Source organism: Paenibacillus sp. G34 (assembly GCF_056856875.1).
Window position 1 is genome coordinate 594,624 of the sequence record NZ_CM166469.1, and the last position, 23,203, is coordinate 617,826.

20 protein-coding genes and 1 pseudogene are annotated in these 23,203 nt (G+C 45.4%); 12 read left to right on the top strand and 9 right to left on the bottom strand.

Going from position 1 to position 23,203, the window contains the following annotated elements:
• Positions 1-11: 11 nt before the first annotated feature.
• From AC1VYS_RS02785 to AC1VYS_RS02800, 4 genes are all read right to left on the bottom strand, one after another.
• The gene (locus tag AC1VYS_RS02785) at positions 12-1,385 is read right to left on the bottom strand and encodes an Imm51 family immunity protein (RefSeq protein ID WP_482912910.1); all 1,374 of its coding nucleotides are present in this window, start codon (positions 1,383-1,385) and stop codon (positions 12-14) included.
• A gap of 230 nt (positions 1,386-1,615) precedes the next feature.
• Positions 1,616-2,647 (bottom strand): ribonucleotide-diphosphate reductase subunit beta, encoded by a 1,032-nt coding sequence (locus AC1VYS_RS02790; RefSeq protein ID WP_090918646.1) that lies wholly within the window; start codon positions 2,645-2,647, stop codon positions 1,616-1,618.
• Positions 2,648-2,851: 204 nt separating this feature from the next.
• Positions 2,852-3,619, bottom strand: a complete 768-nt coding sequence (locus AC1VYS_RS02795) for a DUF6414 family protein (RefSeq protein WP_482912911.1) — start codon at positions 3,617-3,619, stop codon at positions 2,852-2,854.
• 28 nt (positions 3,620-3,647) lie between these two features.
• Positions 3,648-5,981 (bottom strand): ribonucleoside-diphosphate reductase subunit alpha, encoded by a 2,334-nt coding sequence (locus AC1VYS_RS02800; protein WP_482912912.1) that lies wholly within the window; start codon positions 5,979-5,981, stop codon positions 3,648-3,650.
• Between the two features lie 763 nt (positions 5,982-6,744).
• Here AC1VYS_RS02800 and AC1VYS_RS02805 point away from each other — a divergent pair.
• Positions 6,745-7,071 carry an MTH1187 family thiamine-binding protein gene (locus tag AC1VYS_RS02805; protein ID WP_090918642.1) on the top strand — a complete coding sequence of 109 codons (327 nt, stop codon included), beginning with the start codon at positions 6,745-6,747 and terminating at the stop codon, positions 7,069-7,071.
• 490 nt (positions 7,072-7,561) lie between these two features.
• On the opposite strand, the gene AC1VYS_RS02810 is transcribed toward AC1VYS_RS02805, so the two are convergent.
• On the bottom strand, positions 7,562-8,683 hold the full coding sequence (locus AC1VYS_RS02810; protein WP_482912913.1) for a hypothetical protein: 1,122 nt from the start codon (positions 8,681-8,683) through the stop codon (positions 7,562-7,564).
• A 559-nt stretch (positions 8,684-9,242) separates the two neighbouring features.
• On the opposite strand from AC1VYS_RS02810, the gene AC1VYS_RS02815 reads away from it, so the two are divergent.
• The 7 genes and pseudogenes from AC1VYS_RS02815 (at position 9,243) to AC1VYS_RS02845 (ending at position 15,338) form a co-directional block, all read left to right on the top strand.
• A complete protein-coding gene (locus tag AC1VYS_RS02815) occupies positions 9,243-9,347 on the top strand; it encodes a hypothetical protein (RefSeq protein WP_017690880.1) in 105 nt (34 codons plus the stop codon).
• 42 nt (positions 9,348-9,389) lie between these two features.
• Positions 9,390-9,494 (top strand): YjcZ family sporulation protein, encoded by a 105-nt coding sequence (locus AC1VYS_RS02820; RefSeq protein WP_222592193.1) that lies wholly within the window; start codon positions 9,390-9,392, stop codon positions 9,492-9,494.
• Between the two features lie 550 nt (positions 9,495-10,044).
• On the top strand, positions 10,045-10,167 hold the full coding sequence (locus AC1VYS_RS02825; RefSeq protein WP_482914890.1) for a sporulation protein YjcZ: 123 nt from the start codon (positions 10,045-10,047) through the stop codon (positions 10,165-10,167).
• Between the two features lie 1,793 nt (positions 10,168-11,960).
• Positions 11,961-12,557, top strand: coding sequence for an RNA polymerase sigma factor (locus tag AC1VYS_RS02830; protein WP_482912914.1), 597 nt, complete (start codon positions 11,961-11,963; stop codon positions 12,555-12,557).
• Positions 12,554-12,658 (top strand): annotated as a pseudogene (locus AC1VYS_RS02835) (zf-HC2 domain-containing protein); the annotation flags it as partial. The gene AC1VYS_RS02830 and the pseudogene AC1VYS_RS02835, both read left to right, overlap by 4 nt.
• 264 nt (positions 12,659-12,922) lie before the next feature.
• Positions 12,923-13,546, top strand: coding sequence for an anti-sigma factor (locus AC1VYS_RS02840; RefSeq protein ID WP_482914891.1), 624 nt, complete (start codon positions 12,923-12,925; stop codon positions 13,544-13,546).
• 268 nt (positions 13,547-13,814) lie between these two features.
• The gene (locus tag AC1VYS_RS02845) at positions 13,815-15,338 is read left to right on the top strand and encodes an HD-GYP domain-containing protein (protein ID WP_482912915.1); all 1,524 of its coding nucleotides are present in this window, start codon (positions 13,815-13,817) and stop codon (positions 15,336-15,338) included.
• On the opposite strand, the gene AC1VYS_RS02850 is transcribed toward AC1VYS_RS02845, so the two are convergent.
• Positions 15,331-15,984, bottom strand: a complete 654-nt coding sequence (locus AC1VYS_RS02850) for a phosphatase PAP2 family protein (RefSeq protein WP_482912916.1) — start codon at positions 15,982-15,984, stop codon at positions 15,331-15,333. The genes AC1VYS_RS02845 and AC1VYS_RS02850 overlap by 8 nt on opposite strands.
• Positions 15,985-16,221: 237 nt before the next feature.
• Here AC1VYS_RS02850 and AC1VYS_RS02855 point away from each other — a divergent pair, with 237 nt between their 5' ends.
• From AC1VYS_RS02855 to AC1VYS_RS02870, 4 genes are all read left to right on the top strand, one after another.
• A complete protein-coding gene (locus AC1VYS_RS02855) occupies positions 16,222-17,631 on the top strand; it encodes a sensor histidine kinase (RefSeq protein WP_482912917.1) in 1,410 nt (469 codons plus the stop codon).
• 106 nt (positions 17,632-17,737) lie between these two features.
• Complete coding sequence (locus tag AC1VYS_RS02860) at positions 17,738-19,003, top strand: MFS transporter (protein WP_482912918.1); 1,266 nt, start codon at positions 17,738-17,740, stop codon at positions 19,001-19,003.
• A 75-nt stretch (positions 19,004-19,078) separates the two neighbouring features.
• Positions 19,079-19,759 (top strand): oxidoreductase, encoded by a 681-nt coding sequence (locus tag AC1VYS_RS02865; protein ID WP_482912919.1) that lies wholly within the window; start codon positions 19,079-19,081, stop codon positions 19,757-19,759.
• Positions 19,760-19,892: 133 nt separating this feature from the next.
• The gene (locus AC1VYS_RS02870) at positions 19,893-20,267 is read left to right on the top strand and encodes a RidA family protein (RefSeq protein WP_090918620.1); all 375 of its coding nucleotides are present in this window, start codon (positions 19,893-19,895) and stop codon (positions 20,265-20,267) included.
• 173 nt (positions 20,268-20,440) lie between these two features.
• Here AC1VYS_RS02870 and AC1VYS_RS02875 read toward each other — a convergent pair whose 3' ends face one another.
• From AC1VYS_RS02875 to AC1VYS_RS02885, 3 genes are all read right to left on the bottom strand, one after another.
• Positions 20,441-21,382: an IS3 family transposase gene (locus tag AC1VYS_RS02875; RefSeq protein ID WP_482914892.1), complete on the bottom strand. Its 942-nt coding sequence runs from the start codon at positions 21,380-21,382 to the stop codon at positions 20,441-20,443.
• Positions 21,316-22,005 carry a transposase gene (locus AC1VYS_RS02880; protein WP_482912920.1) on the bottom strand — a complete coding sequence of 230 codons (690 nt, stop codon included), beginning with the start codon at positions 22,003-22,005 and terminating at the stop codon, positions 21,316-21,318. The genes AC1VYS_RS02875 and AC1VYS_RS02880 overlap by 67 nt, the downstream gene beginning before the upstream one ends.
• 317 nt (positions 22,006-22,322) lie before the next feature.
• On the bottom strand, positions 22,323-23,081 hold the full coding sequence (locus tag AC1VYS_RS02885; RefSeq protein WP_482912921.1) for a tryptophan-rich sensory protein: 759 nt from the start codon (positions 23,079-23,081) through the stop codon (positions 22,323-22,325).
• Positions 23,082-23,203: the final 122 nt, after the last annotated feature.

Here is a 23,203-nt window from a genome sequence, read left to right on the forward strand (position 1 = left end):
TTATCTTCTGTTTAGTCCAGCTCCGCTCTTGAAAACAGGTCGAGAATAAGATCACGTTGCTCACATGCCTGCTTGAATCCCAGAATAAAGGATATGAGAGCTTCTTTGTCATCGGTATAAGCACAGAACATATCTGCTTCCGGATCGAAGCGAATAACCGAAGTCAGATGAGGCATCTTTTCTTCAAGAAAGACAGAAGCAAGGGAGGCCCAATCGTACCCGCCACCTTCGAAACCTTCATCTGCACGTGAGTCAAAGACGTCTTGAAGATATGTACCTGCATTCAGAATCACGGAATAGGAATTGGTTCCTGCATCAATGAACCTAAAAGGGGCGATAGCTTCTTTAGTGAATGTTGACACGCTTTTGTTCTCAGTGAACACGGCAGTCATTGCTTGTTCTTCATCAAGAGAGTCAGAGCCATCCTCGTCAAGCAAATTAAACTCCTCTTCGTCCAGCAAACCCCGAATGAAAACTTCGAAATTCGGTGCCAGATAGGTGATTTCATAATCGCTCTCCTGATCCACATGAACGACACAAGGTTCGCCTTGAGGGCCGCAGAAGCGATAGTCCAGCATGACGACATCATGACCGGCAGACGGGCAATCACAGATGACAACCCCGAGGTCAGGGTATCCCCAGTCTTCGATCATAAAGCGACTGCCGAACTCTCCACCAAGGGAATACATCTTAACCCGTCCAATACCCAAGATGCTTGTAATAGCGATATGATTCTCTGCCCAACTTGTACCCTCTTGGGTCGGGAACGTTGTGCGCGCAGGAAAACCGCCATTTTGCGTTTGCATTAGCTGAATATAGGAAGCAGGCAGCTTGTAGCCGAGTTCCTGTTCAATGGATTGGATTAGTTCCTCGTCAAAAGGAGCTGACACATGGTTATCTTGCGCATAATCGCTATACCGCCAGAACGTTGCAGGATCGTATGCGCCTGAGGCAACCTGAAGCTGGTTTAGTATTCCGCTTTGCTCCCACTCTGCCTGTTCCGTCTCCCAGCGGATGCGATCCCGATCCATTTTAGCTGCTTTGGGGCGAATCCAGTCCAGATATTCCAGGGTAGACTCATCATTGGGCTCAAGTCGATTAGCTTCTTCAAAAGCTGCCTGTGCCAGCTTATATTCAGCGACGTAACAGTAGGCATAACCTAACCGGAAGTGCCATAACGGGTCTAGTTGGCCCTGTTCCTTAACGCCTTGTAATAGTTTAATGGCTGTGCGATACTCTTCCAAATTGTTATATGCTCTTGCAAGCTGTCCGATTGTTTCGGCATCCTGCTCGGATTCGGGTAATGCCTCAATACGTTTTACGATGAGCGCATAGTCTTCCTGTTCGTGCCAAACATTAATCTGTTCCAGCAACTCTCTATCCATGATTAGACCTCATTTCATCGTGAAAGAATAGGAAACTCTACCCACTATTTTACAAGGTTTAGAGACAAAAAAACACTCTCTCATGCGGGTAGTCGTAAAGCTTCCCGGCATGAGAGAGTGTACAGTGTTAGACGTTATCATCGAGATTTTCAGGACACGTCGAGGCGTCCAATAGGGTGTTGGATTAGTCGTTTCCTATCCGATATAGAGCTGTGTCTGAATCGATGTTCTTACAAATCGTCAAAGCCGTTGTCGTCGCCGACTTTGCCGTAGTTACGGGATTTGGCTTCGAAGAAGTCCGTTTTTGTTGCGTTCAGCGCTTCGTCGGAGAAAGGTTTGATCCAAGGCATGCAGTTCACATCAACGCCTTCATAAGCTTTTTCCATACCCATTAGACGCAAGCGTTTGTTTGCTGTGTATTTAATGTAGTCTTCCAGCTCGTTCAGGTCGATGCCGCGAACGTTGCTGAGTGTATAATGTGCCCAGTTCGTTTCCAGCTCCACTGCGCGGTCAATCGTTTTGTACACGTAGTCCATGTTTTCTGGTGTGTTCAGTTCAGGGAAGTCCACGAGCAACTGTTTGAATACTTCCGCGAAGAAGTAGCAGTGCTGGTTTTCGTCCCGCTGGATGTACGAGATCATTTGGCTGGTTGCCATCATTTTCTGGTCACGAGCCAGGTTGTAGAAGAACGCAAACGTACTATAGAAGAAAATACCTTCGAGAATCAAGTCAGCAACCATCGCTTGGAAGAACGTCTGTGGAGACGGGTTGTCCCGGAAGCTTTGATAGATATCGGCGATGAAACGGTTGCGGTCCAGTAACACTGGATCATGTTTCCAATATTCGAAAATTTCTTTCTGCTCCTGATCGGAAACGATGGAAGACAGAACGTAGGAGTAGGATTGGTTATGCACGACTTCCTGCTGTCCAATAATGGCCGAGATTGCTTCAAGGGAAGAGTCGGTAAAATAACGTTTCACGTCACCAACAAACATCGTTTGCATGGAATCCAGTACAGCCAGCAGGGAGATGTTAATTTTGAACGTACGTTTCTCTTCTTCATCCAATTGTGCAAACTGGGAAGCATCCTTGGACATTGGAATCTCGTCAGCGATCCAGTGGTTAAGCAACAATACTTTGTACAATTTGTACATATGAGGCATACGAATGTCGTTCCAGTTCAGGATACCCGAGCACTCACCTTCAATAATACGTGTCGATTGGTTAGGCGCTTCGGTATTGAAAATTTTCTGTACTTGCATAATCCGTTCACTCCTTGCAATTTATATAGATTGAACTAAAAATATTTTGCGCATATTTAAATGCCAAAATATTTTTCTAGGATGTAAAAGAATAAATAAAATGGGGCTCGTGCTTCTTTGCATTAGTACAAAGAGAACGAGCTCCTTAGCATAGTTTAGTAAATTAAAATTCTACTAATATAATAATACATAATCTCTGTATTTCTACTGATAAATAGCCAGCACTTCAAGAACTAAAACATTATCTTCTGAAACAATATTCTTTATTTCTTCTGTGTTAGTATCCCCAATGTTTCTTCGCATACCACGTCTCATTGAGAATAGGTCTTTCATAATATCAAATAATATTAATGGTTTTCCAGGATAAGAATTTTTACGAGAAGTGATTTTTGCTAGTATAGTTATACTCTCTTCTTGATAGTCCTCGAAATCTTCCATTTCAATGGTAAGATTCTTGGTATTCAACTTTGTAAATCCTATTCTGGGTGTGATCTCATCTGAATAGATATAGCACGGAATTTTTGTGCTCTCTTTGCCGAATATACTGTTGAATAATTCCTTGTCTTCAGATGAGATATTTAAAGCCTCACTCATCATAGGTTTGAAATCGTTGATTATTTCCATCATATCAAACTCTTCTGGGATACTGAGCTTACCTGATAATTTTATAATTGACTGGATAGGGACAGTTTCTGGGTCAAAATCATTATTGGATAGATCAAAGAAAAACTCACTATGCTCTTTTTCCAGTAATGATTCGAATAGATTGCAATTTAAAATGTCATTTACTTTTAATTCACCAGTGAATTCATTGTTATTTCCATATGAACCTTTTATTCCACTGAAGCTACCTTCTAACGACTTGTTGGAAGCAACCTTTACACTTTTTACATTGATAGCCCTTTGGCCCTGTAAAACTGCAGTGAATTCTTCTATTTTTTTAGAATTATAATAGATTAAGTTTTTGAACATATCCTTGCCTCCTATTCGAACATTCGAATCAGCTTGCGCAGGAATCACATTCTTCGATTGTTAATGCACGGCTACGAACATAATAGGTCGATTTCATGCCGGCTCTCCAAGCGTGAAGATGCAATTCCAGGAACTCTGTCGCCTTGATATCCGGACGAACATACAGGTTGAAGCTTTGACCTTGGTCAACGTGACGCTGACGGGCAGCGGCCATATTGATGGAAGCATGTTGATCCACCATAAATGCCGTTTTGTAGTACCAGATCGTTTTTTCGGACAGATCCGGAGCCGGGTTGGCAATTTTGTATGTTGTTTTCTCTTCATAGGACAACAGCTCATACAGTGGATCAATACTTGCTGTTGAACCCGCGATGATGGAGGTGGAACCGTTTGGTGCGATAGCAAACATCCAAGCGTTACGTACGCCGTTTTGTTTCACTTGCGCCTGCAGTTCTTTCCATTGATCTGTAGTTACGAATTCGCCTACGCGCTCACCCGTTGTATACTCGCGTTGGTCGAAGTAATGGCCACTTTCCCAGTCGGAGCCTTTGAACTTCGGATAATGTCCTTTTTCTTTGGACAGTTCCATGCTGGCTTGAACGAGCAAGTAGTTAATTTTTTCATACAGATTATCGTTATAGGTGACAGCTTCTTCGGATTCCCAACGAATGCCTTCAAGGGCAAGCAGGTGATGCAGTCCGAATGTTCCCAGACCAACAGCGCGATACTGACTGTTCGTGTATTGGGCTTGAAGCACCTCAATATTGTTGATGTCAATGACGTTGTCCAACATACGGACCTGAATCGGAATCAGGCGCTCCAGTACGTTATGAGGTACGGCGCGAGCCAAGTGGATCGAGTTCAGGTTGCAGACCACGAAGTCACCAGGTACTTTGGAGATCACGATGCGTGTCTGACCATCCTTCGTCACCAGTTCTTCTTTTTCCACTACGGTAGCGGATTGGTTCTGCATAATTTCGGTACACAGGTTGGACGAGTATACCATGCCATGTGCCCGGTTCGGGTTCGAACGGTTCACCGTGTCACGGTAGAACATGTACGGTGTACCTGTTTCAAGCTGTGATTTCATCACACGTTTCATGATGTCGATCGCTTGTACCGTAATACGGGACAACAGCGGATGATTCACGGCTTCTTCATACTTCTCGCGGAATGCACCTTGACCCTTAGTTTCATCGTAAAAGTCTTCCAGACCCAGTGCACGGCCGTTCTCATCTTTCCAGCCCATCACTTTTTTCGTCTCGTGCGGGCAGAACAAGCTCCATTCGCCACGGCTTTCGACACGCTCCATGAACAGGTCAGGCAGACAGATACCGTGGAAAACGTCATGCGCACGCATCCGCTCGTCGCCGTTGTTCAGCTTCAGGTCGAGGAATGCCAGGATATCTTTATGGAAAACATCCAGGTAAACCGCAATCGCACCTTTACGTGTGCCAAGCTGGTCTACGCTTACTGCTGTGTTGTTCAACTGGCGAATCCAAGGAATAACGCCTGAACTCGTATTTTTGTGACCGCGGATGTCTGAACCGCGTGCTCTGACTTTGCCGAGGTATACGCCGATGCCGCCGCCCATTTTGCTCAAACGAGCTACGTCTGTATTGGAGTCAAAGATCCCTTCGAGCGAGTCATCTACTGTGTCGATGAAACAGCTGGAGAGCTGTCCGGCTACCTTTTTACCTGCATTGGACATCGTCGGTGTAGCTGCCGTCATATACATGTTGCTCATCGCCCAGTATGCTTCTTTCACCAGATCCATACGCTTCTCGGCAGGTTCTTGGTGCATCAGGTACATGGCGATAACCATGTAACGCTCCTGCGGCAATTCCATGACTTTGCCATCAAAATCGTTGGCGAGGTAACGCTCAGCCAGTGTGAGCAAACCGATGTAATCGAAGAGCAGATCGTTGCGATAGTCAATGCACTCCGCAAGCTCGTCAATCTGTTCCTTGGTGTAACACTCCAGCAGTTCTTCGCGATAGATGCCTTTTTTGACAAGGTCAACAATCAGTGGGTGGAATGCGCCGTAAGGCTCGTCTGGGTATGACTTGTATCTACGGTTCGTTGCTGCTTTTTTGTAAAGGGAAGTAAGCAGGGATCTCGCTGCTGCAAATTTCCAGTTCGGCTCTTCTTTCGTTACCAGTTCCAGAGCGCTCATCATAAAAGCATTGCTGATCTCATCTCCGGTAACTTCGTCACGACGAAGTTTGCTCGTTACTCCGCGAACCAGACGTTCCTTGTCGAGCATGTCCAGTCCTTCCAGGATACGGTCGGCATATACCGAGATGCGCATCTCGTCAAAGGCAAGCTGGCGATTGTTCGGCTTGGTCACAACTTGTGGCATGAATATTCCTCGCTTTCACATGATAAAAAAATTAAAAAAATAAAATAAACAATTCTTTGAAAATAAGAATTGGAGGTCTACAACGGTGAGTAAATACGGATTGTGCGGACTACAGTGGCGGTAACCAGATACGTTTGGGATGAAATCATGCGACAAGGAGTGGACAGAACCTGCTCATACAAAAAGCATTCCCCTTGCCTTGCGGCTGAAAATGCCCATTCATGTTCTGGCTTTTGACTGTCTTATCTATGCATGTCTTCGACAGAACAAGTTGCTGTATGTAAGCTATTGTCTGATCATTTCATACCTGTGAATGAAGGTAACGGACGCAGTCCAAACAGCCCCGTTAACCTCTATGTCAGCCCTGTCTTCGAGAAAGCGATTTACACCTACAGGGACGTGACTTTGGAGGTGATTTCATCTTGTTTTTCGATAGATTCCAGATGCTGGATATAAGAAGTGGGGTAGCCCGTTTCACTATATTTTGTTGCTGTCATACTAATGTACCCCAACATATAGTGTTTGTAAACAGGGTGGAAACCATAAAACGTAATTCCGAGTATACCATCTAAGCTAGGAATCCGCAAAGGAAAAGGACTGGAAGATTTGAAGATTCTGCGAAAAAAATTTTGAAAGATTTAGAATGACGTCATCACGTCAGTTTGAATTGGAGCACTTTAAACTGGTAAAATAAAATCAGTCAAAACTCGACTAAAACTTGAGCGGCAACGGTTCGAACGGTGCCCAGAGGAGGCAGAGCGAAGTGGCAATTGCAGAAGTGACCGTCATTCCGATTGGAACAGGAACCACCAGTCTGAGCAGTTATGTTGCGGACATGCAAAAGATATTGGAGAGGCAGCGTGGCATTACATATCAGCTGACTTCGATGAGCACCATTATTGAAGGTCCGCTGAACGAAGTTTTCACCGCCATTGCGGCTTTGCATGAAGCTCCGTTTCTGTCAGGAGCCCAGCGTGTCTCCACATCCGTGAAAATCGATGATCGGCGTGACAAACCGGATGCTTCCAGCGTGCAGAAGCTGCAGTCGGTGCAGGATAAGTTGATCTCGCTGCACAACAGGCCAAATTAAGAAACGGCGATGAAGTGGAAAGAAGATAGACTGTGGGCAACTTATGGCAGATCCATTCTACTCACAGGCCGAGGTTTTCTGAAAATACGGCATAAAAACCATTTTACGCGGCAAGTCCCAATAGGGGCCTGCCGTTTTTGCATTTTTGACAAATGACTCAAAGTACGTGGTATTTGCTCTAGATCAGACTGATGACCAAAGAACACTACAAAAAAATGAGGCACGGAAAGGGTATACGGATGTGTTTATGTGTCAGTCACCCGACGGGCTACTTTGGAGTGAGCCTGTGAGCATTACGGGTGTGCCTGCCGGAACTCAAATTTCTTTCCATCCATTACCGTCTCTCCATTTACCGGGACCGTTCGGGGGATCAAAAATAGGAGAGAGCATGCTCAAGTTATTTTGAAAACGTAGCATGCTCAAAATTGTAATACAAAAGGCCAGCTTAAACTTAATTAAGCCGGCCTGTTTGTATCTATTCTGGTCTTAGTTATTCAGCAACGATTAAAGATGCACCTACTATAGTCGAATTGGTGTATCCGCCACTAACATTGTCGAAGGAGTAGTAAGCAATAGGCACACCAATAACAGTGGCATAGTCCCCATCAAGCAAGTCTCCGGTCGAGGCAGGATAAATGGCTGTAATATAATTTGCGTAATCGTCCTCTAGCAGCAAGATCGAAATGGGTGATCCGAGTGAATTGTCTTCTTCCACCTGAATAACCTGTCCGCTTATTTGTACAAAATTCTCATAGTAGTTGGCTACATTTTTATTGAGATGTCGGGTGGTCACATCGGTTTTAACAAGTCCCTTTACCTTTTTGCGAAGCTCAGCAGTATCTGCCGGGAACAGGTCGGTATGTTTTGCGAGATAATTATAAGATACTTGCTCCATTACGGCTGTCTCAGATGAGACGGATGATGTAAGATCGTTAAAGAAATCAGCTGCAGTTGCTGCGGACGATGAATCTCCAGCAGATGTAGGTACAGCTGTTTGCGCCACAGGAGAAGTAATGTCCAAGGAATTAAGAATGTCACTGACTTCATCTGAATGATACGAATCTTTTCCATAAGTTAGCGTCAAGGTATACAGGTCTGTATTTGTTGGAATCATATACTGAACTAGAACTACATCAGTACCTGTGGAATTAGTGTAACTTCCTTCAAGTACACCAGCATTTATGTCTTTATAAGGCTTAATACTGAAGTTGGTCTTCTTATAATCGGATATACCAATAGATGCGCCATTCTTTACATAATAATCAGCTGTGTTATTAGCAAATTCCTCAGGGTTGATTGAACCTGATGTGTTGGCTTCGATCGTTAGATTAATGTTATCTGCAAACTTCTTTGTTCCTGATTGGTCTGAGAACGCGCCCTTCACTGCTGCGTGCATTTGACTTGTATCTACACTTTTCCAAGACTCCGGATATGAGAACGAAAACCCTTCACCATTATATGTAGTATATTTTGTTTCTTTAGCCTCAGCTTTGACCGTTTCAGTAGCATTCGTTGTTTCCGAGGGCTTGTTGTCAGCTGTTTTAGTTGTCTCCGAATTACCACAAGCGCTGAGCAATACAGTTAAAGCAAGAATCATAGCCCGTTTTTTCATTTTTCTAATCCCCTAGTATGCTTCCCATCGGTTGGGTTTTTTTACTCCGGTCATCAGGTGAAATGCCAAACTCTAAAATTTGCACTTTTTTATTCTTTAAGATAAAGGTTGGTCATTTGTAGGTTACTTACTCAATCTAATCAGACATGTAATGATTGATATTGAATGGTTCAATCTAAAACTAATGCACCTTCGTGATACATGAATACATTGCTTAAGACAAGTAGTAATACTCCCTTTCATAACTCCTTTCCATATCGAATTTGAATAGCGAACCTTCTGAATCGATATTTGAATAGCGAACCTTCTGAATAAAGGGATAGAAAATACCCCAATATTAGGAACATAAAGGCTGCAAATCTAATAAATTATAGCACTAAGTAGTAATTAAGGTAAGCGAAAGACAAAATAGGATGTATTTATACGTTTTAGCCATACAATTCTTCTTGGTGAAGGAACTAGTCTAAACTGGAAATTAGCCCATTTTATATCTGCGCCCTGTCGGTTGTGCATCTGATGCATATAGTGAACTGTACCTCAAATCAAAGGAGGGTTTTACATGAGTGGAGTAGTTGGTGGATACGGCGGTGCATGGACATCGACTGGCGCGATTCTGGTTCTCTTTATCTTGCTGGTGATCATCTCTAAAGCATTCCTGATCTAATAAAAGGTTTTAGAAAAATTCACACGTAGGGGAGGGTTTAAGATGGGTGAAGTAGGAGGAATGGGATACGGCGGCTGGACTTCCACTGGAGCAATCCTGGTGTTGTTCATTCTGCTCGTAATCATCACGAAGTCTTTCTGGGTATAATGTGTCGTGCTCTGCCGGGTAACCGGCAGGGTTTTATGATAGTGGACAAGCTACGCTGAGGAATGGAAGAGAGTGCAGTACCTAATCGTTGTAACGGAGCAAGGGAGTAGTTTATTTTTGGGGCTCGGTAGAAGGAGAGGTGAGAAGAATAGTATTTGAAATGAAGTGGGGGGGAGTTGTGAGAAAGCAACAAAGTCGAAATAGGGTGATGAACTGAAAAGGAAAATGAGGGATAGAGAAGATCAAGAAGATGTGGAATCAGGAATGATGAAAAATGTACATAAAGATAATGGTCAGGCTAAAACGCCTATTTTGAGATCAGGAGGGCCATAGCCCGGTCACCGTATAGGGCAAATACATAGCTTAAGGTGTAGGCAAATGTTAAGGAGGCATGACGATGAGCGAAGTTAAACCGAACTCACCGAACGGACAGGGTCAAGTTTACGGACAACAAGGAGGGCATGAACATATGTACGGATACCAATATCCAGGTCAAGACATGTACAATTACGGAACAATGCCTTATGGCTACCAACCGAATCAAGCACCGATGGTGCAGGGATACCAACATGGTTGTGCACCTGCCTGTGGTGGAGGCGTCTGGAGCTCCATGGGAACTATTCTTGTTTTATTCATTTTGCTGGTGATCATCTCCAAAACCATGTTCATTTAATTCCTCTGTTGAGAGGCCGCGGTCCAAACGTGGACTGCAACATCGGGCCAATCGGAAAGCCTGACTGGATTCATGTGATTACAGATCCGTTTCTCAGATGAGAGTTGTTCTCTGGAAAGAAGAAAACAGGAAATTGTTTATATAGGTTAACTCCGGCCAAGAGCCGGGGTTATCTTTTTTTAGGTATGTTTTATTGCGGAGCGGGGCACATGGATTGAAAGAACTAGAGGACTGCAACAAACGAACACATGAGGACTGCAACTAAACGAACACATGTTATAGGATTATAGGAACACTATCTCGTATACAAGCGAGCTGAAGGCTGAGAGATGATGTATCAATATAAAAAAGAAAGTAACGTCAAGAGCCGACCTTGACTTGGTTAAACTTCGCTAATTGATTAAGCTGGTGTATAAAACCGAATCCGGATATAACGGGTACCTTCTGCGAAACAACATACATAAGCCAATGAACAATAACCGCCAAGGGGTTAGGGTAACTAACGGTAACAAAGGTGTGCAACATAGCAAATCAAATGAAACTTATCACTGTAGATTTACATAAAAAGGGCGATGGTTAGCGTTTAGTTTAGAAAAGGAGGACACTCTCAACCCACCAATGGCTTGCAAAATAATACCCGAAAAGACATTAATCACTGGAGGTCACCATAGCTGAATCATGGTCTGCGATATTTAGAATAGAAAATTCACGGCCAGCTCACACGCAACACACACGCATGTGTAACGATCCTGAGAAGCCTTATTTAATGGTTTTTAAAGGTTTGATAATTCTAACGATCTGTACGGACGTTATTACTCATTTTTCTCTGAAAAAACAGATGATTATGGTGTGAAATCGATAAATAAGGTTTCTGGTGATCGTTAGAATTTGTAAAGTGCAATAATCGGCGAAATAAGCTCTCTGGAGATCGTTAGATTTTTGGAGAAGTTTTGAGAAAGATTGCTTGGCGAGTATGATGTGGAATTGCTCGTTTGGAAGGAGAGAGGGACAAGGGATGTCGTGAGTACAAAGGATGAATCCCGGAGACAAAGGGAGTTGAGTAGAAAAGAGACAAAGAAACGAAACGGATCAGGGAAAGGGATAAGAAAAATTGGATATAGAAAAGCACCCGGAACCCAATTCCGGGTGCTTGATGTATGTTTTCAATCTTCTCAAGAATAAGTGATATCCAAAACAACAAAAGCCCTACCTCTCTTTTGTCCTTGCGGCTCCGATGACCGCGCCAGTGTGAATGGGAACATCTTGTAAACCCTGTCTACCGGGTTATTCTGATTCAGGTTCGTCAATCTCCATAGGTTCGTTTAGCTTATTCGCTGCGGTCGCAGCATGAAGAAAATATTCCGGGGTTAAATAGAAGACGGAAAATCATATGAGGTTGTTAATACAACTTTTATAGCATACCACACTCTGTAATTTATTGCAATAAAAAGGAAGGATAACCCTTGAAGCGCAGGTTTAAGCCTTCATTTGATTCCTGATTTCCTGCTCAGCAGATGATTGCGAGTAAGGCTAAGATATTTTGATGCATGTTATATTATGAGAGAAAAATGAAATGTTTTCAGAAAAATCAGAAGGAACCACTGGAAAAGTATATTCTGAAGAAATAACATAAAAAAATGCTCAGAAGAAATACATGAAGAAATGTTTGGAATAGTTATCTCGAAATCTTATGTAGAAGAAATATCTCAAAAAAAATGTTATTAAGGGTAATCCTCTTCAAACGTTTCTGCGTAGGTTATAATATGAGGGAAGATACAGAAAGGGGCCCTCGGATGACTGAATCGATAGAGGACAGCAGGTTAATGCAGCGGATTGCAGAACGTGATGCTTCTGCACTTGAACTGCTATATGACCGTTACGAACGGGCCGTTTATTCTTTTGCCTACCGAATTGTCGGTGATCCGATGACGGCAGAGGAGACCGTGCAGGAACTTTTTCTGCGCATTTGGAACAATGCGGAACGATTTGATACCTCACAGGGGAAGCTGACCACGTGGATGTTTGCAATTACGCGCAACATCGGGGTGGACATGCTGAGGCGGAGATCGAAAGGAGCAGCGACGACATCAGTTGAGCATGAGACACTGGCGGCGTACGCTGACGAATATACAAATACTGAAGAAGAGGTCCAGCGCAAATGGGAAGGCACACGCATTAAGGAGGCGTTGACCCAATTGAATGAGGACCAGAAGCAAGTGATTGAATCGATATATTATGCAGGTTTAACGCAACAAGAGGTATCCAGCCGATTCGGGATTCCGCTGGGTACGGTGAAGAGCCGTGTCAGGCTTGCCATGCGGCAGCTCCAGAAGCTGCTCGCTGATGCTGAATTGCATCCGGACGCGGGAAGGGGGGGCATACATCCATGATAGAACGACATGAGGAGTGGTCTGATCTGGCACCGATGTATGTGCTGGGCGGACTGGAAGCAGAGGAAGTGGCGGCATTCGAAGCACATATGTCAAATTGCGAAGCGTGTCGTCAGGAGGTAAGGGAATTGCAGGAAGTGACTGGCTTCCTGCCACTTGCGGCGGACCCTGTGGCACCGCCGCCAGGCATGCGAGCACGTGTGCTGGGCAACGTGCTCGGCCAGGCGCAGGAGAGCACCGGCGCGGCGCCGGCCGCTGCTCCTGCGCAGCAGCCTGAAGCACCCGCATCCGCGGTGCTTCAGGAAGACCTTGCGCCGCAGCATGAGCGTGCGGCGCAGCCCGGGCCTGGCCTGCCGCCAGCGGCGGTGCCTGCGGCCCGGGCCAAAGAGGCTGCCCAGGCAACGCTGGGGCAGCCACAAGAGCGCGCGCGTGCGCGCGGTGGCCGCGCTTGGCGCGCAGCCAGTGCGGGCCTCGCGGCAGCTGCGCTGGTGCTCGGCGTGTACACGGCGCAGCTGCAGAGCCGCATCGACTCGCTGACACAGCAAGTCGATGGTACGTCGGCTGCGCAGGAGCAGCTGGCTCTGGCGCAAGCGCAGAATGCACAGCTGCAAGAGCAGCTCGCCTCAGCTATGGCACCGGCGCAGGGCATGAAAACAGGCGAGGCCGTCAAGCTGAGCCCGGCCACGCAGAATATTGTCGCACAGGGTCTTGCAACCATCGTGATCGACAGCAAAGGTACACATCTCGTGGTACAGGCAGAGAAATTGCCTGCGCTGGAAGGCAATCAGGCATTTCAGGTATGGTTGATTAAGGGAGACACCCCTAAGAACGCGGGGACGTTCCTAAGCAGGGACGGTACAGGAGCAGTCTATTATACGCTGGATTCCGCGAACGATTATGACACCGTTGCGATTACGCTTGAACCGGATGCTCTGGGGGATCAACCTCGCGGCACGATGATTCTGGCAGCAAAAATCAAAACGGGTTAAACGCCAAATGGCCGGGTAACGTTCCGATGAAATAACCGAAATCTAAACAATGATAAAAGGCTGTTCCCCAAGGGAGCAGCCTTTTATCATGTGAACCCGAAGGAATCAGGTTTAGATAGGGTGAGCACTGGAAGAAGGCACAGCATTTTTCACAGGGTTTTATTAATTTTTTTAGGGGCAATAACCGATAAATATATAGGAGAAAACATCCTTATTCTCCCTTTTTATCAGGGCGGAACGGGTTAGACATAGAGAGCGAGGGATTGGATTGGAAGTATATCGTGCCTTTATCTTCCGTCTGCTACGCAATTATCTAATTGGTTCATTATCGGCTGTCTTCGTTGTGGGTTCCGTGGTCATGATATCCACCTTGCAGATACCCAATATTCAGTATGTTCGATTGATTATCATTGTACTCATATCGATTCTGTTTATGCTGGTTGCGGAGTTGATCACATTGTGGGCTCAATTGGGTCCAATAGGGCAGTTTTTCGCTGCCGAGCATCACGAAATGGCTGAACTAAATCGGATGTATGAACGAATTCACCGCTTTCCAGGCCAGACCATATATCGCATTATTGGACCACATATGCTAGGGTTCTCTCTACCCGCGGCTGGACTTACATTATGGATGATCTCCACAGGCTGGCTTGAAATCCCGTATGGATATGTCATCATTGCGGCGGTGTGTGCATTTCTGATTGCCATTATGCATGCCCTGGTTGAATATTACCTTACGGTGAGGGCGGTGAGGCCGCTGCTACTCGAAGTTCGCCGTAGAGGCAAGATGCTGTACAGCATGGAACCTTCGCTTGGCGGACGTATTCTGATCTCGATACAGCGGAAGTTCCAGACCAGCACTGCCCTTATCGGTTTATTTCCGTTATGTTTATTTTTTCTGGCTACCTATATTCGGCTCCAGTATATAGACCCGGTGTTTGCAAAAGAATACACGTTATGGGGTGTACTCATCGTCATCTTGGGTGCAGGATTCTCCATGGTGGGCAGTTGGCTGTTAATTCGGGATGTCCGTGATCCGGTGTCTGAGTTGACACAAGAGATGAACCGGATTCAGGGCGGCGAGTTCGGCAGAAGAACGCCGGATTTGTATTCAGATGAATTTTCGCAATTGATCTCGGGATTCAATATGATGATTAGTCGGATGGAAATGAGACAGGAGCGCAATCGGCAACTGCTGCAAAGTTACTTCTCTCTGCTTGCCGCTGCACTGGATGCCCGGGATAAATATACGGCGGGACATTCTATGCGTGTCGCGGAATATTCCATTCTGATCGGCAGGCTTAGCGGCATGAATGACGAACAGGCCGACTTGTTGTACAAATCAGCTTTGCTCCATGATATTGGGAAAATCGGCATACCTGACGAAGTATTACTCAAAGATGGCAAGCTAAGTGATGAGGAATTTGCAATCATCCGTACGCATCCCGTGTTGGGAGAGAGTATTTTACTTCAAATTGAACCTGTGGATGCCATGGCTGACTTTCTACCGGGGGTGCGATCGCATCATGAGAGGTATGATGGCAAAGGTTATCCGGATGGCATGGCAGGCGAAGAGATCCCGCTGTTCGGACGTATTATTGCGGTAGCGGATGCCTTTGATGCCATGACGTCAGACAGGCCGTACCGGAATGGAATGAGCGATGAGAAAGCGCTTATGATTCTGGAAGAAGGAAAGGGGACCCAGTGGGACCCCTATTATGCAGGTTTGTTCATTGATGAATGGCGACGGCAGAAGCAGTTGGGTAAAAAGCCTGAAGAGGGGGTTAGTTGATCCCCTCCGTCCATTTGGACTCTTTTCTGCGACGTCGATAAAGGGATAGTCCAGTAATGATCGTGAAGATACACTCACCAAGAATAATTGCACTCAGTGCGTCGTAAATGACATGTTGCTTGATGAGCAGTGTAGATATAATAATCAGGGATGCGCCGGTAATTACCGCCACCTTGATAGATTTACGAATGGTTGAGACGGATAGAACAGCACGCATCACCAGATAAGAATGCAGGGCGTGAATACTGGGAAAACAGTTATAAGGACGATCTTGGCTGTAAAGCCACCCGATGACGACTGTACCCAAGCCAGAGCCAGTTAATTCCGGCCGTGGAACCATGGTTTGGAAGTTGAAGTAGATCAGGTAACAGACCCAGACACAGATGTTCATGGATAACAAGACCCGATAATACATAAGTCGATCCTTGGCACACAGGTAGGCTAGCACGCCGAATACAAACGGGTACCATCCCAGATAGGGAATCGACATCGCGGGTATAAAAGGAAGCATCCGGTCAATTGGAGAGTTTAGGATAACATATCCCCGATCCGGACTGTTCAGAATATCATAGAAAAGTCCCATGACAGCCAAGGATAACATCAGACTAAGCGACAGCCAGTAGGATTTATCTTTTAACAAGTGCACAGCTGTAAATCTCCTTTCATCATGTCTCAAGGAAACATGATTTTAGCGATAAATATAAAAAATGAAACAACAATATATTTTACTATGTCTTACACACAAATTGAATCTTGATTTTGTGTATTTTTTTGTTTCTTTTTGACGATGTTTCCATACGGAGGTGGGTCTAGCATGATATGATGTAAAAATACGACCGATATAAGCACTTGGGTTATAACGTCGAACAACAGGAGTGAATACATGCAATTTTCGAAGATGTTCGTACTTAATATGGGGATGCTTATTACGATTGCTTATCTTGCCAGTGTCTTCTATAAATATATCGTTATACGCACCTCTTCCCGAGTGAAACAGGTCTGTTCCGTGCTAGTGCTTATATTTGCAGGCTGGATCAGTACGGTGTTTGGATTTCAGTTGAATGATGAAGTTGTGTTTGATCTTCGTTATGTACCTCTAATTGTTGCGGTTTTGTCGTACAGGCAGCCCTATAGCGTCATCATTATAGGTGTGGGAATTGGCTTGTCCAGGCTGACGTTCGGTATTACCGATGCAACCGTCGCCGCGGTTATTAATATGTCTCTTCTTGGATTGCTCTGCGCGGGTTTGAATATCTGGATGCGGCGCAGCAACTACAGGCTGATTGTCAAAGGCATCATCGTTACAGTGATTGTTAATGTTGCCAACAGTGTAAACATCGCCTTGGTGGGCGTCATTCCTACCGCATATTTCTTCTCTCACATTATGCCTTATACGCTTCCTACCGGAATCGTACTTAGTCTTATATTTGCATTCATCTTACGGGATTTTCAGAATGAACAAAATCGGATTCTCTTAATACAGAGCACGAATCGACTTCTATCCGTGCAGAAGGAAGAGTTGCAGAAAGCTCAGATTGTACTGGAGGAACGAGCCAAACAATTGACGATTGCCTCACAGTACAAGTCCGAGTTCTTGGCGAATATGTCTCATGAGTTGCGTACACCGCTCAACAGTGTAATTAACTTTGCTCAGATGATTGGCGAGAATGCGGATACCATGGATCAGGAGGAGATCGTGCGTTTTGCAGGCATGATTGATCAATCCGGACAAGAGCTTCTGAGACTGATTAACGACATTCTGGATTTGTCTAAAGTCGAAGCTGGCCGGTTAGATATTGTACTTGAGGATATCAGCTTGAGCCAACTGATCGAAGATGCCATGAATCATTTTGGGCTTGTTGCAGACAAGAAAGGAATTGAGCTTGTTCTTCAAAAGCAAAATGGATTGCCAGATACACTCTGGTCTGATCCGCAGCGTGTGCAACAAATTTTGCGGAATTTGATGTCCAATGCCATCAAATTCACCTCAAAAGGGAAGGTTACCCTGAATGTGAGCACTAAACAGACCAAACAGGCAGGCAATGTAAGCCATTGGCTCGTTTTTTCGGTTCAGGATACAGGGATCGGCATTCCGGAGGACAAGCATCATTCCATATTTGAAGCATTTCAGCAGGCTGATGGTTCGATCAGCCGGAAATTTGGAGGAACCGGACTTGGTCTTTCGATCAGCAGAGATCTGGCAAGATTGCTGGGTGGATCAATTAAACTCGAGAGTGCTGCGGGGGAGGGGAGTACCTTCCATCTGTGGCTTCCGCTCAACGTGAAAAAATGAGTTGACAACCTCTGTGCCGTGAGTAGAATTTGGGGTGACAACTAGCATCGGCCGGCAAAGCTTTACCCGGTCTAAGGAGTGTATCCCCATACAGAAGATGGTCAAGATGAACCCCTCTTCGTTCATAAGCAAGCCACGGCGCAAGGGTTCGACACAACGCACGAATTTATCAATTGCAACATGGGAGGGCGTACCCGCAATTATTTTGCAAACGTTACTGGGTGGCCCATTTCTAACCGGGTTTTTGCTGTACCTTGGGGCCGGGTCGAGGCATATCGGCTTTGTGCTCGCGATTACCACGTTTGTAAATATCGCGCAGATCGGCGCGGCATACTGGATGCAACGCATTCGGAGCCGTAAGCGCGCGCTTTTGCTGTTCGTCGGAGGGCACCGTATTTTGTGGAGTGCAACGGGATTAATTCCGTTCATTTTCCCTAAGGAATGGTGGGTCAGTGTTTTTATTGGCTTATATACAATCGCTTTCATATGTAATACCATCGGCGGTATGATCTGGACATCCCTGATTGGGGACATCGTACCTGCCAAGGTAAGAGGGCGTTATTTCGGGATACGAAATACGATTTTGAATGCACTTGGAAGCGTTTGTTTATTTGGCGGCGGTATTTTGCTGGATCGTTATCCGGGAGAGACCGGTTTTCTGATTTTGTTCATTCCCGTATGGATCTGTGCCATTGCCAATACCGTGATTTATTTCTTTTATCCGGATCTGCCGTTTGAGCGTTCCACCGAAAAGGCGTTCTCACGGATGTTCATCAAACCGTTTCAGGATCGAATTTTCCTGAAGGCGACCCTTTTTCTGGCAGTATGGTTACTGATTCAGACATTGATTGTTCCTCTTTATTCCTACGTGATGCTCGATCTGCTGAACGTCAGCTACCAGATGGTCTCTCTGATCACAGTTGTGCAAACGCTGGTAATGATGGGAGGCTTCTATATTTGGGGCAACCTGAATGCCAGATACAGCAACAAAACGCTGTTGTTCTGGACGCTACCCATCATCGCCTTGTCCTGCCTGTCGTGGGGGTTGATGTCCTTTGCCCCGGTATTAGTTGCGTTGTTCCTGTCTCACATTTTTCTCGGGATCGGCGTTGGCGGCTTTAACCAACTCGCGTTTAATTTCACGATTGGCGATACACCGAAAAGTGAAAGGCCGATGTTTATAGCGGTGTATTCGGCTCTGACGGGTGTAACGTCGTTTATTGGCCCGCTGATTGGCGGCTGGCTGTACGAGAAGATGGAAACTCTCTCGGAAGCGATGGTTTGGATATCCACCTATGGATTCCAAGTGATGGTTGGTGCAGTGATGTTGATACTTACATTTACTTTGGGACGTCGGGTTCTTTTAAAATAGAAACAAAAAAAGCTGATCACGATGCCAACAACATGATACTCAGCTATATATGAATAGATTGGGGTGGTTGGAGAAATGCATCATCCTGAACGCAAAGCGATGGTGATTGGGGCGACCGGACTGGTGGGCGGACTTCTCGTTCGCAGCCTGCTGGAGCGCTCGGCTTACAGCGAAGTTCGCATTCTGGTCAGACGCAGACTTGATCTGGAACATCCTGAACTGAAGCAATACGTTGTAGACTGGGAACAGCTTGAAGATCAAGGACACTTGTTTGAAGGAATCGATGACCTGTACTGCTGTCTGGGTACGACGATCAAGAAAGCAGGCAGTCAGGAGAGCTTCCGTGAAGTGGATTATGACTATCCGGTTCGCGCAGCGACGCTGGCAAAGCAGCATGGTGTGGAGCAGATGCTAGTGATTTCCTCGATGGGAGCGAATGCGGATTCGCGTGTGTTTTATAGTCGGACCAAGGGTGAGATGGAGGATGCACTTTCGAACATCGGGTTCCGTGCCTTGCATATTTTCCGTCCATCACTCATTCTGGGCGATCGCGGGGAGAAACGTGCGGGAGAGCAATTCGCTGCGCATGTCATGACTTTTCTGGATCGCTGGATGAAAGGCCGTTTAGACAAGTACCGTGCTATTCATGCGTCAACGATTGCTCAAGCGATGATAAATGTCGCCATGGTTCAGACAAAGGGCAATCATATTTATGCCAATGAAGTGATTCATGCGCTTGGGGTGCAGAATGCTTAAAACTTGCGGCGGGATGTATAGAGGATAAGCGTTTCTTGTCAGAACAGGTGCATGGTATAATAGGTGTTAAAAATAAAAGCATCCTTGTCTCCATGTCGTGGCAGGGTAGCGAATACAAAGGAGTACCTGTCGAATGAAAAAAGCAATCTCGACCGAACAGGCGCCAGGCGCCATTGGTCCATACAGTCAGGCCGTAGATGCCGGTGATTTCATCTACACGTCTGGTCAGCTCGGCCTTAATCCGCAAACCGGTGAATTTGGTGCGGATGTACAGGAACAGACTCGTCTGTCTTTGAGCAATGTCAAAGCGATTCTGGAAGCAGCAGGCACAAGCATGGATAAAGTCGTGAAAACAACGGTGTTCCTGAAGGATATGAATGACTTCGTTCCTGTAAACGAAGTATATAGCAGCTTCTTTACGCAGCCTTATCCGGCACGCAGTGCTGTGGAAGTAGCGCGTTTGCCAAAGGATGCACTTGTAGAGATTGAAGTGATTGCGCTGAAATAGGATCATATTTCAGCCTTGTCACAGGATGAGCGATTGAATCCTGTGTTGTATACAATTACAGCAAAAAGCCGATTAAGGTCGTTTTGAACTGCTCCCCGTCAAGTAGACACTTAAAAAAACAAAAATGATTCGTTTGGATACCTTAGCTCGGATGACGTGCTGAGGTATCTTTGTTATGCTGCTCTTCGGTATTCGTTCGGAGATAGACCATCCAGACACTCTGTGTAACGGTAGTTGTTGTAGTAACGCATATAACGACGAACTGCGCAGTACAAAGCTTCATAGGTGTCAGCCTTCGTAAGATAATAACTTTCTGACTTGTAAGTGCCCCAAAATCGTTCAATGGGCTGGTTATCCAAACAGCGACTTACACGAGACATGCTCTTTGTAAATCCGTACTTCAACTGGAGCCTTTTATACTCATGAGACGTGTACTGAAAGCCTCTGTCGCTTTGGATCATAGGGGACACACCTGGATGCTTGACGTATGCTTTTTCCAGCGTATCCATCACGAGTTTATTGTTGTTGGAATAACCCAGTACCCATGAAACAATGGAGTTATCGTATAGATCAATAATGGCACTTAAATAAGCTTTACGCCCATTTCCATACTTCAGTTCTGTCACATCGGTAGACCATTTGACATTTGGAGCAGGGGCATCAAAGTTGCGATTCATTTTATTTTCAACTACATGGATCGCTGTGGCACTCACGTAATGTGGCCGTTTTTTACGAATGACTGCTTTTAGCTCCAGCGCACGCATAATTCGGTAATAGCGCTTTTTATTGTACTTCTGGTTCAGCTTCCGATTTAATTGGGTGTGCATTTGACGATAGCCCAAAATTCCATCTCGCTTGTCATAACGACGCTTCACTTCTTTAGCCAGCATACGCACTTCACGTTCTCTGGCAGAAGGTATCCATTTTAACCATTTGTAATAGGAAGATCGTGCTACATCAGCTAACACACATAATGCCGCAATAGCGTATCCCTTTTCACGGTGTAGTTCTTGTATCGCTTGATACCGTTCTACATGCCTGACCAGGGTTAACGTGGTTTTCGTCGCCCGATCTCTGCCAACTTTTTTGCGAAGGCATTCTCCATCTCCGGGTATTCATTTCGGGCTTCCAGTTCCTTGATCCGCAGTTTAAGTTGTTCCTGCTCGCTCAGTTCTTCTACAGGCTTTTTACGCCCCCGACGATCTTGGAGAGCCTCTTCTTGACCTGCTTGATATTTCCGAACCCATGCATATACTTGCGAATAAGACACGTCATACTTCTCAGCCGCTTTCTGATAGTCCAGTTCATGTGAGAGGATATATTTTACAATTTCAATTCGTTCCTCGAATGTGGTTTTACGTCCTTTTTTCATGTGAGATCGTCCTTTACCTTGAAGGGTGTTTTTCCATACGATCTCCCCAGTATACTTGGAAATCCATCTCGATAAAACGCTTCGGCTTGAAATATGATAGGTTTGGATTGCCTTTTCTATGGAGGAACGTCCAGATAATACATCCTGCACGGCAGCTTGTTTAAGCTCGTTGGAGTACGCATGCTTTGTTCTTGATTCCACTAATCCGGACAAGCCCTCTTCTTTATATTTCCATATCCATTGCCTGATCGTATACGCACTACATCCTAATTGCTTGGCTTCCTGGTTTGGACTAGACCCCAACCCAAGGCACTGCTTCACTGCACGTAGTTTCGCTTCAAGGGACACCTGGCTTCGTTTAGACATTAAAAAAACTCCCATCATAGTAGACGTAGAAAGTTTTGTTTTTTTCTACTGTCTACTATGATGGGAGCATATCAGTTTGACCGAAATCGGCTTTTTGCGTTCGGTTTATATTTTACTATTTCAGTTGAACAATTCATTTACACGATAACGGAGAGGACAGAAAAAACCTGGAAAAGCGAAGCGTTCGCCTTTATCACCGGATTTTCCCTTTAAAAAAGGGAATCAAAAAAATCTGGGGATAACAGCGATTGGAAGGTTATTCTGGCATCGAAGTGTCTGTGTAAACCATCTTTAGTTATACTGATAGAAAAGGGTAATCAATCGCGGTCTTGATTGCGTGCAAGGAACAGCCACACGGCGTAAACCGCCAGAACGATGGCAATGATGATTCCCGTATAATAGACAGAAGTAACATCCTTTTGTTTGAGTGCAATAGCGATATAAGCCCAAGTGAATACGAGTGGATACACACTGTCGCGATAACGGAAGCTGACGAGCACCGCCAGAACCATACCTACGATCAGCATAATGATGGTCCATGCCGTTTCACTGATGCCGAATCCATTCCATCCGATTTTGTATAGATAAACGGCTGTGTTAACGATGGTTGCAACACTGACCCATCCGAGATAGATGCTAAATGGCAATTTGACCAGCCAGATTTCAGCCGTTGTTGGCATGGTGATCGCACGTGTTTTGACGTACAGCATAATCAGAGTGAGCAGCAGTAATACAATAATCAGCAGGGCGAGTCCTGTTTTCAGATTTTGGAAAGCAAAAATCCATGCGACATTGAAGGCGCAGCTGGCGAGAAACCAGTATCCTAGACGGGTAATCGAATTATTTTTCCAGGAGGCAGGGGTGAACTGATAGATGATAAAACCTGCGAGAAGCAGGTAGATCAGACCCCATATCGCAAAGGCATAACCCGAAGGTGTCAGTAATACCGGGTACATATCCGAAACTTCCTTGTTGGTCTTGCCGCCAATCGGCAGCGCGTTAGAGAGATAGTTTACAATAATCACAGCAATAAAACCGATGGCGTTTAACCACTTATATGGATTGTTACGGGACATGGTGTTTCCTCCTTGTTTTTTAATCAATGTAATGAACCACGGGTCAGTCTACAATGAATATACCCACTAACGACTCGTTTTAATAATCCATACGTAAATTAGACAGACACTGGTCTTCCGAA

Coding starts and splice junctions, on each gene's coding strand:
- AC1VYS_RS02880 (WP_482912920.1), bottom strand. CDS start 22,005: ATGTCTAAACGAAGCCAGGTGTCCCTTGAAGCGAAACTACGTGCAGTG.
- AC1VYS_RS02885 (WP_482912921.1), bottom strand. CDS start 23,081: ATGTCCCGTAACAATCCATATAAGTGGTTAAACGCCATCGGTTTTATT.
- AC1VYS_RS02860 (WP_482912918.1), top strand. CDS start 17,738: ATGAACCCCTCTTCGTTCATAAGCAAGCCACGGCGCAAGGGTTCGACA.
- AC1VYS_RS02865 (WP_482912919.1), top strand. CDS start 19,079: ATGCATCATCCTGAACGCAAAGCGATGGTGATTGGGGCGACCGGACTG.
- AC1VYS_RS02825 (WP_482914890.1), top strand. CDS start 10,045: ATGGTGCAGGGATACCAACATGGTTGTGCACCTGCCTGTGGTGGAGGC.
- AC1VYS_RS02810 (WP_482912913.1), bottom strand. CDS start 8,683: ATGAAAAAACGGGCTATGATTCTTGCTTTAACTGTATTGCTCAGCGCT.
- AC1VYS_RS02815 (WP_017690880.1), top strand. CDS start 9,243: ATGAGTGGAGTAGTTGGTGGATACGGCGGTGCATGGACATCGACTGGC.
- AC1VYS_RS02790 (WP_090918646.1), bottom strand. CDS start 2,647: ATGCAAGTACAGAAAATTTTCAATACCGAAGCGCCTAACCAATCGACA.
- AC1VYS_RS02785 (WP_482912910.1), bottom strand. CDS start 1,385: ATGGATAGAGAGTTGCTGGAACAGATTAATGTTTGGCACGAACAGGAA.
- AC1VYS_RS02830 (WP_482912914.1), top strand. CDS start 11,961: ATGACTGAATCGATAGAGGACAGCAGGTTAATGCAGCGGATTGCAGAA.
- AC1VYS_RS02795 (WP_482912911.1), bottom strand. CDS start 3,619: ATGTTCAAAAACTTAATCTATTATAATTCTAAAAAAATAGAAGAATTC.
- AC1VYS_RS02870 (WP_090918620.1), top strand. CDS start 19,893: ATGAAAAAAGCAATCTCGACCGAACAGGCGCCAGGCGCCATTGGTCCA.
- AC1VYS_RS02855 (WP_482912917.1), top strand. CDS start 16,222: ATGCAATTTTCGAAGATGTTCGTACTTAATATGGGGATGCTTATTACG.
- AC1VYS_RS02800 (WP_482912912.1), bottom strand. CDS start 5,981: ATGCCACAAGTTGTGACCAAGCCGAACAATCGCCAGCTTGCCTTTGAC.
- AC1VYS_RS02820 (WP_222592193.1), top strand. CDS start 9,390: ATGGGTGAAGTAGGAGGAATGGGATACGGCGGCTGGACTTCCACTGGA.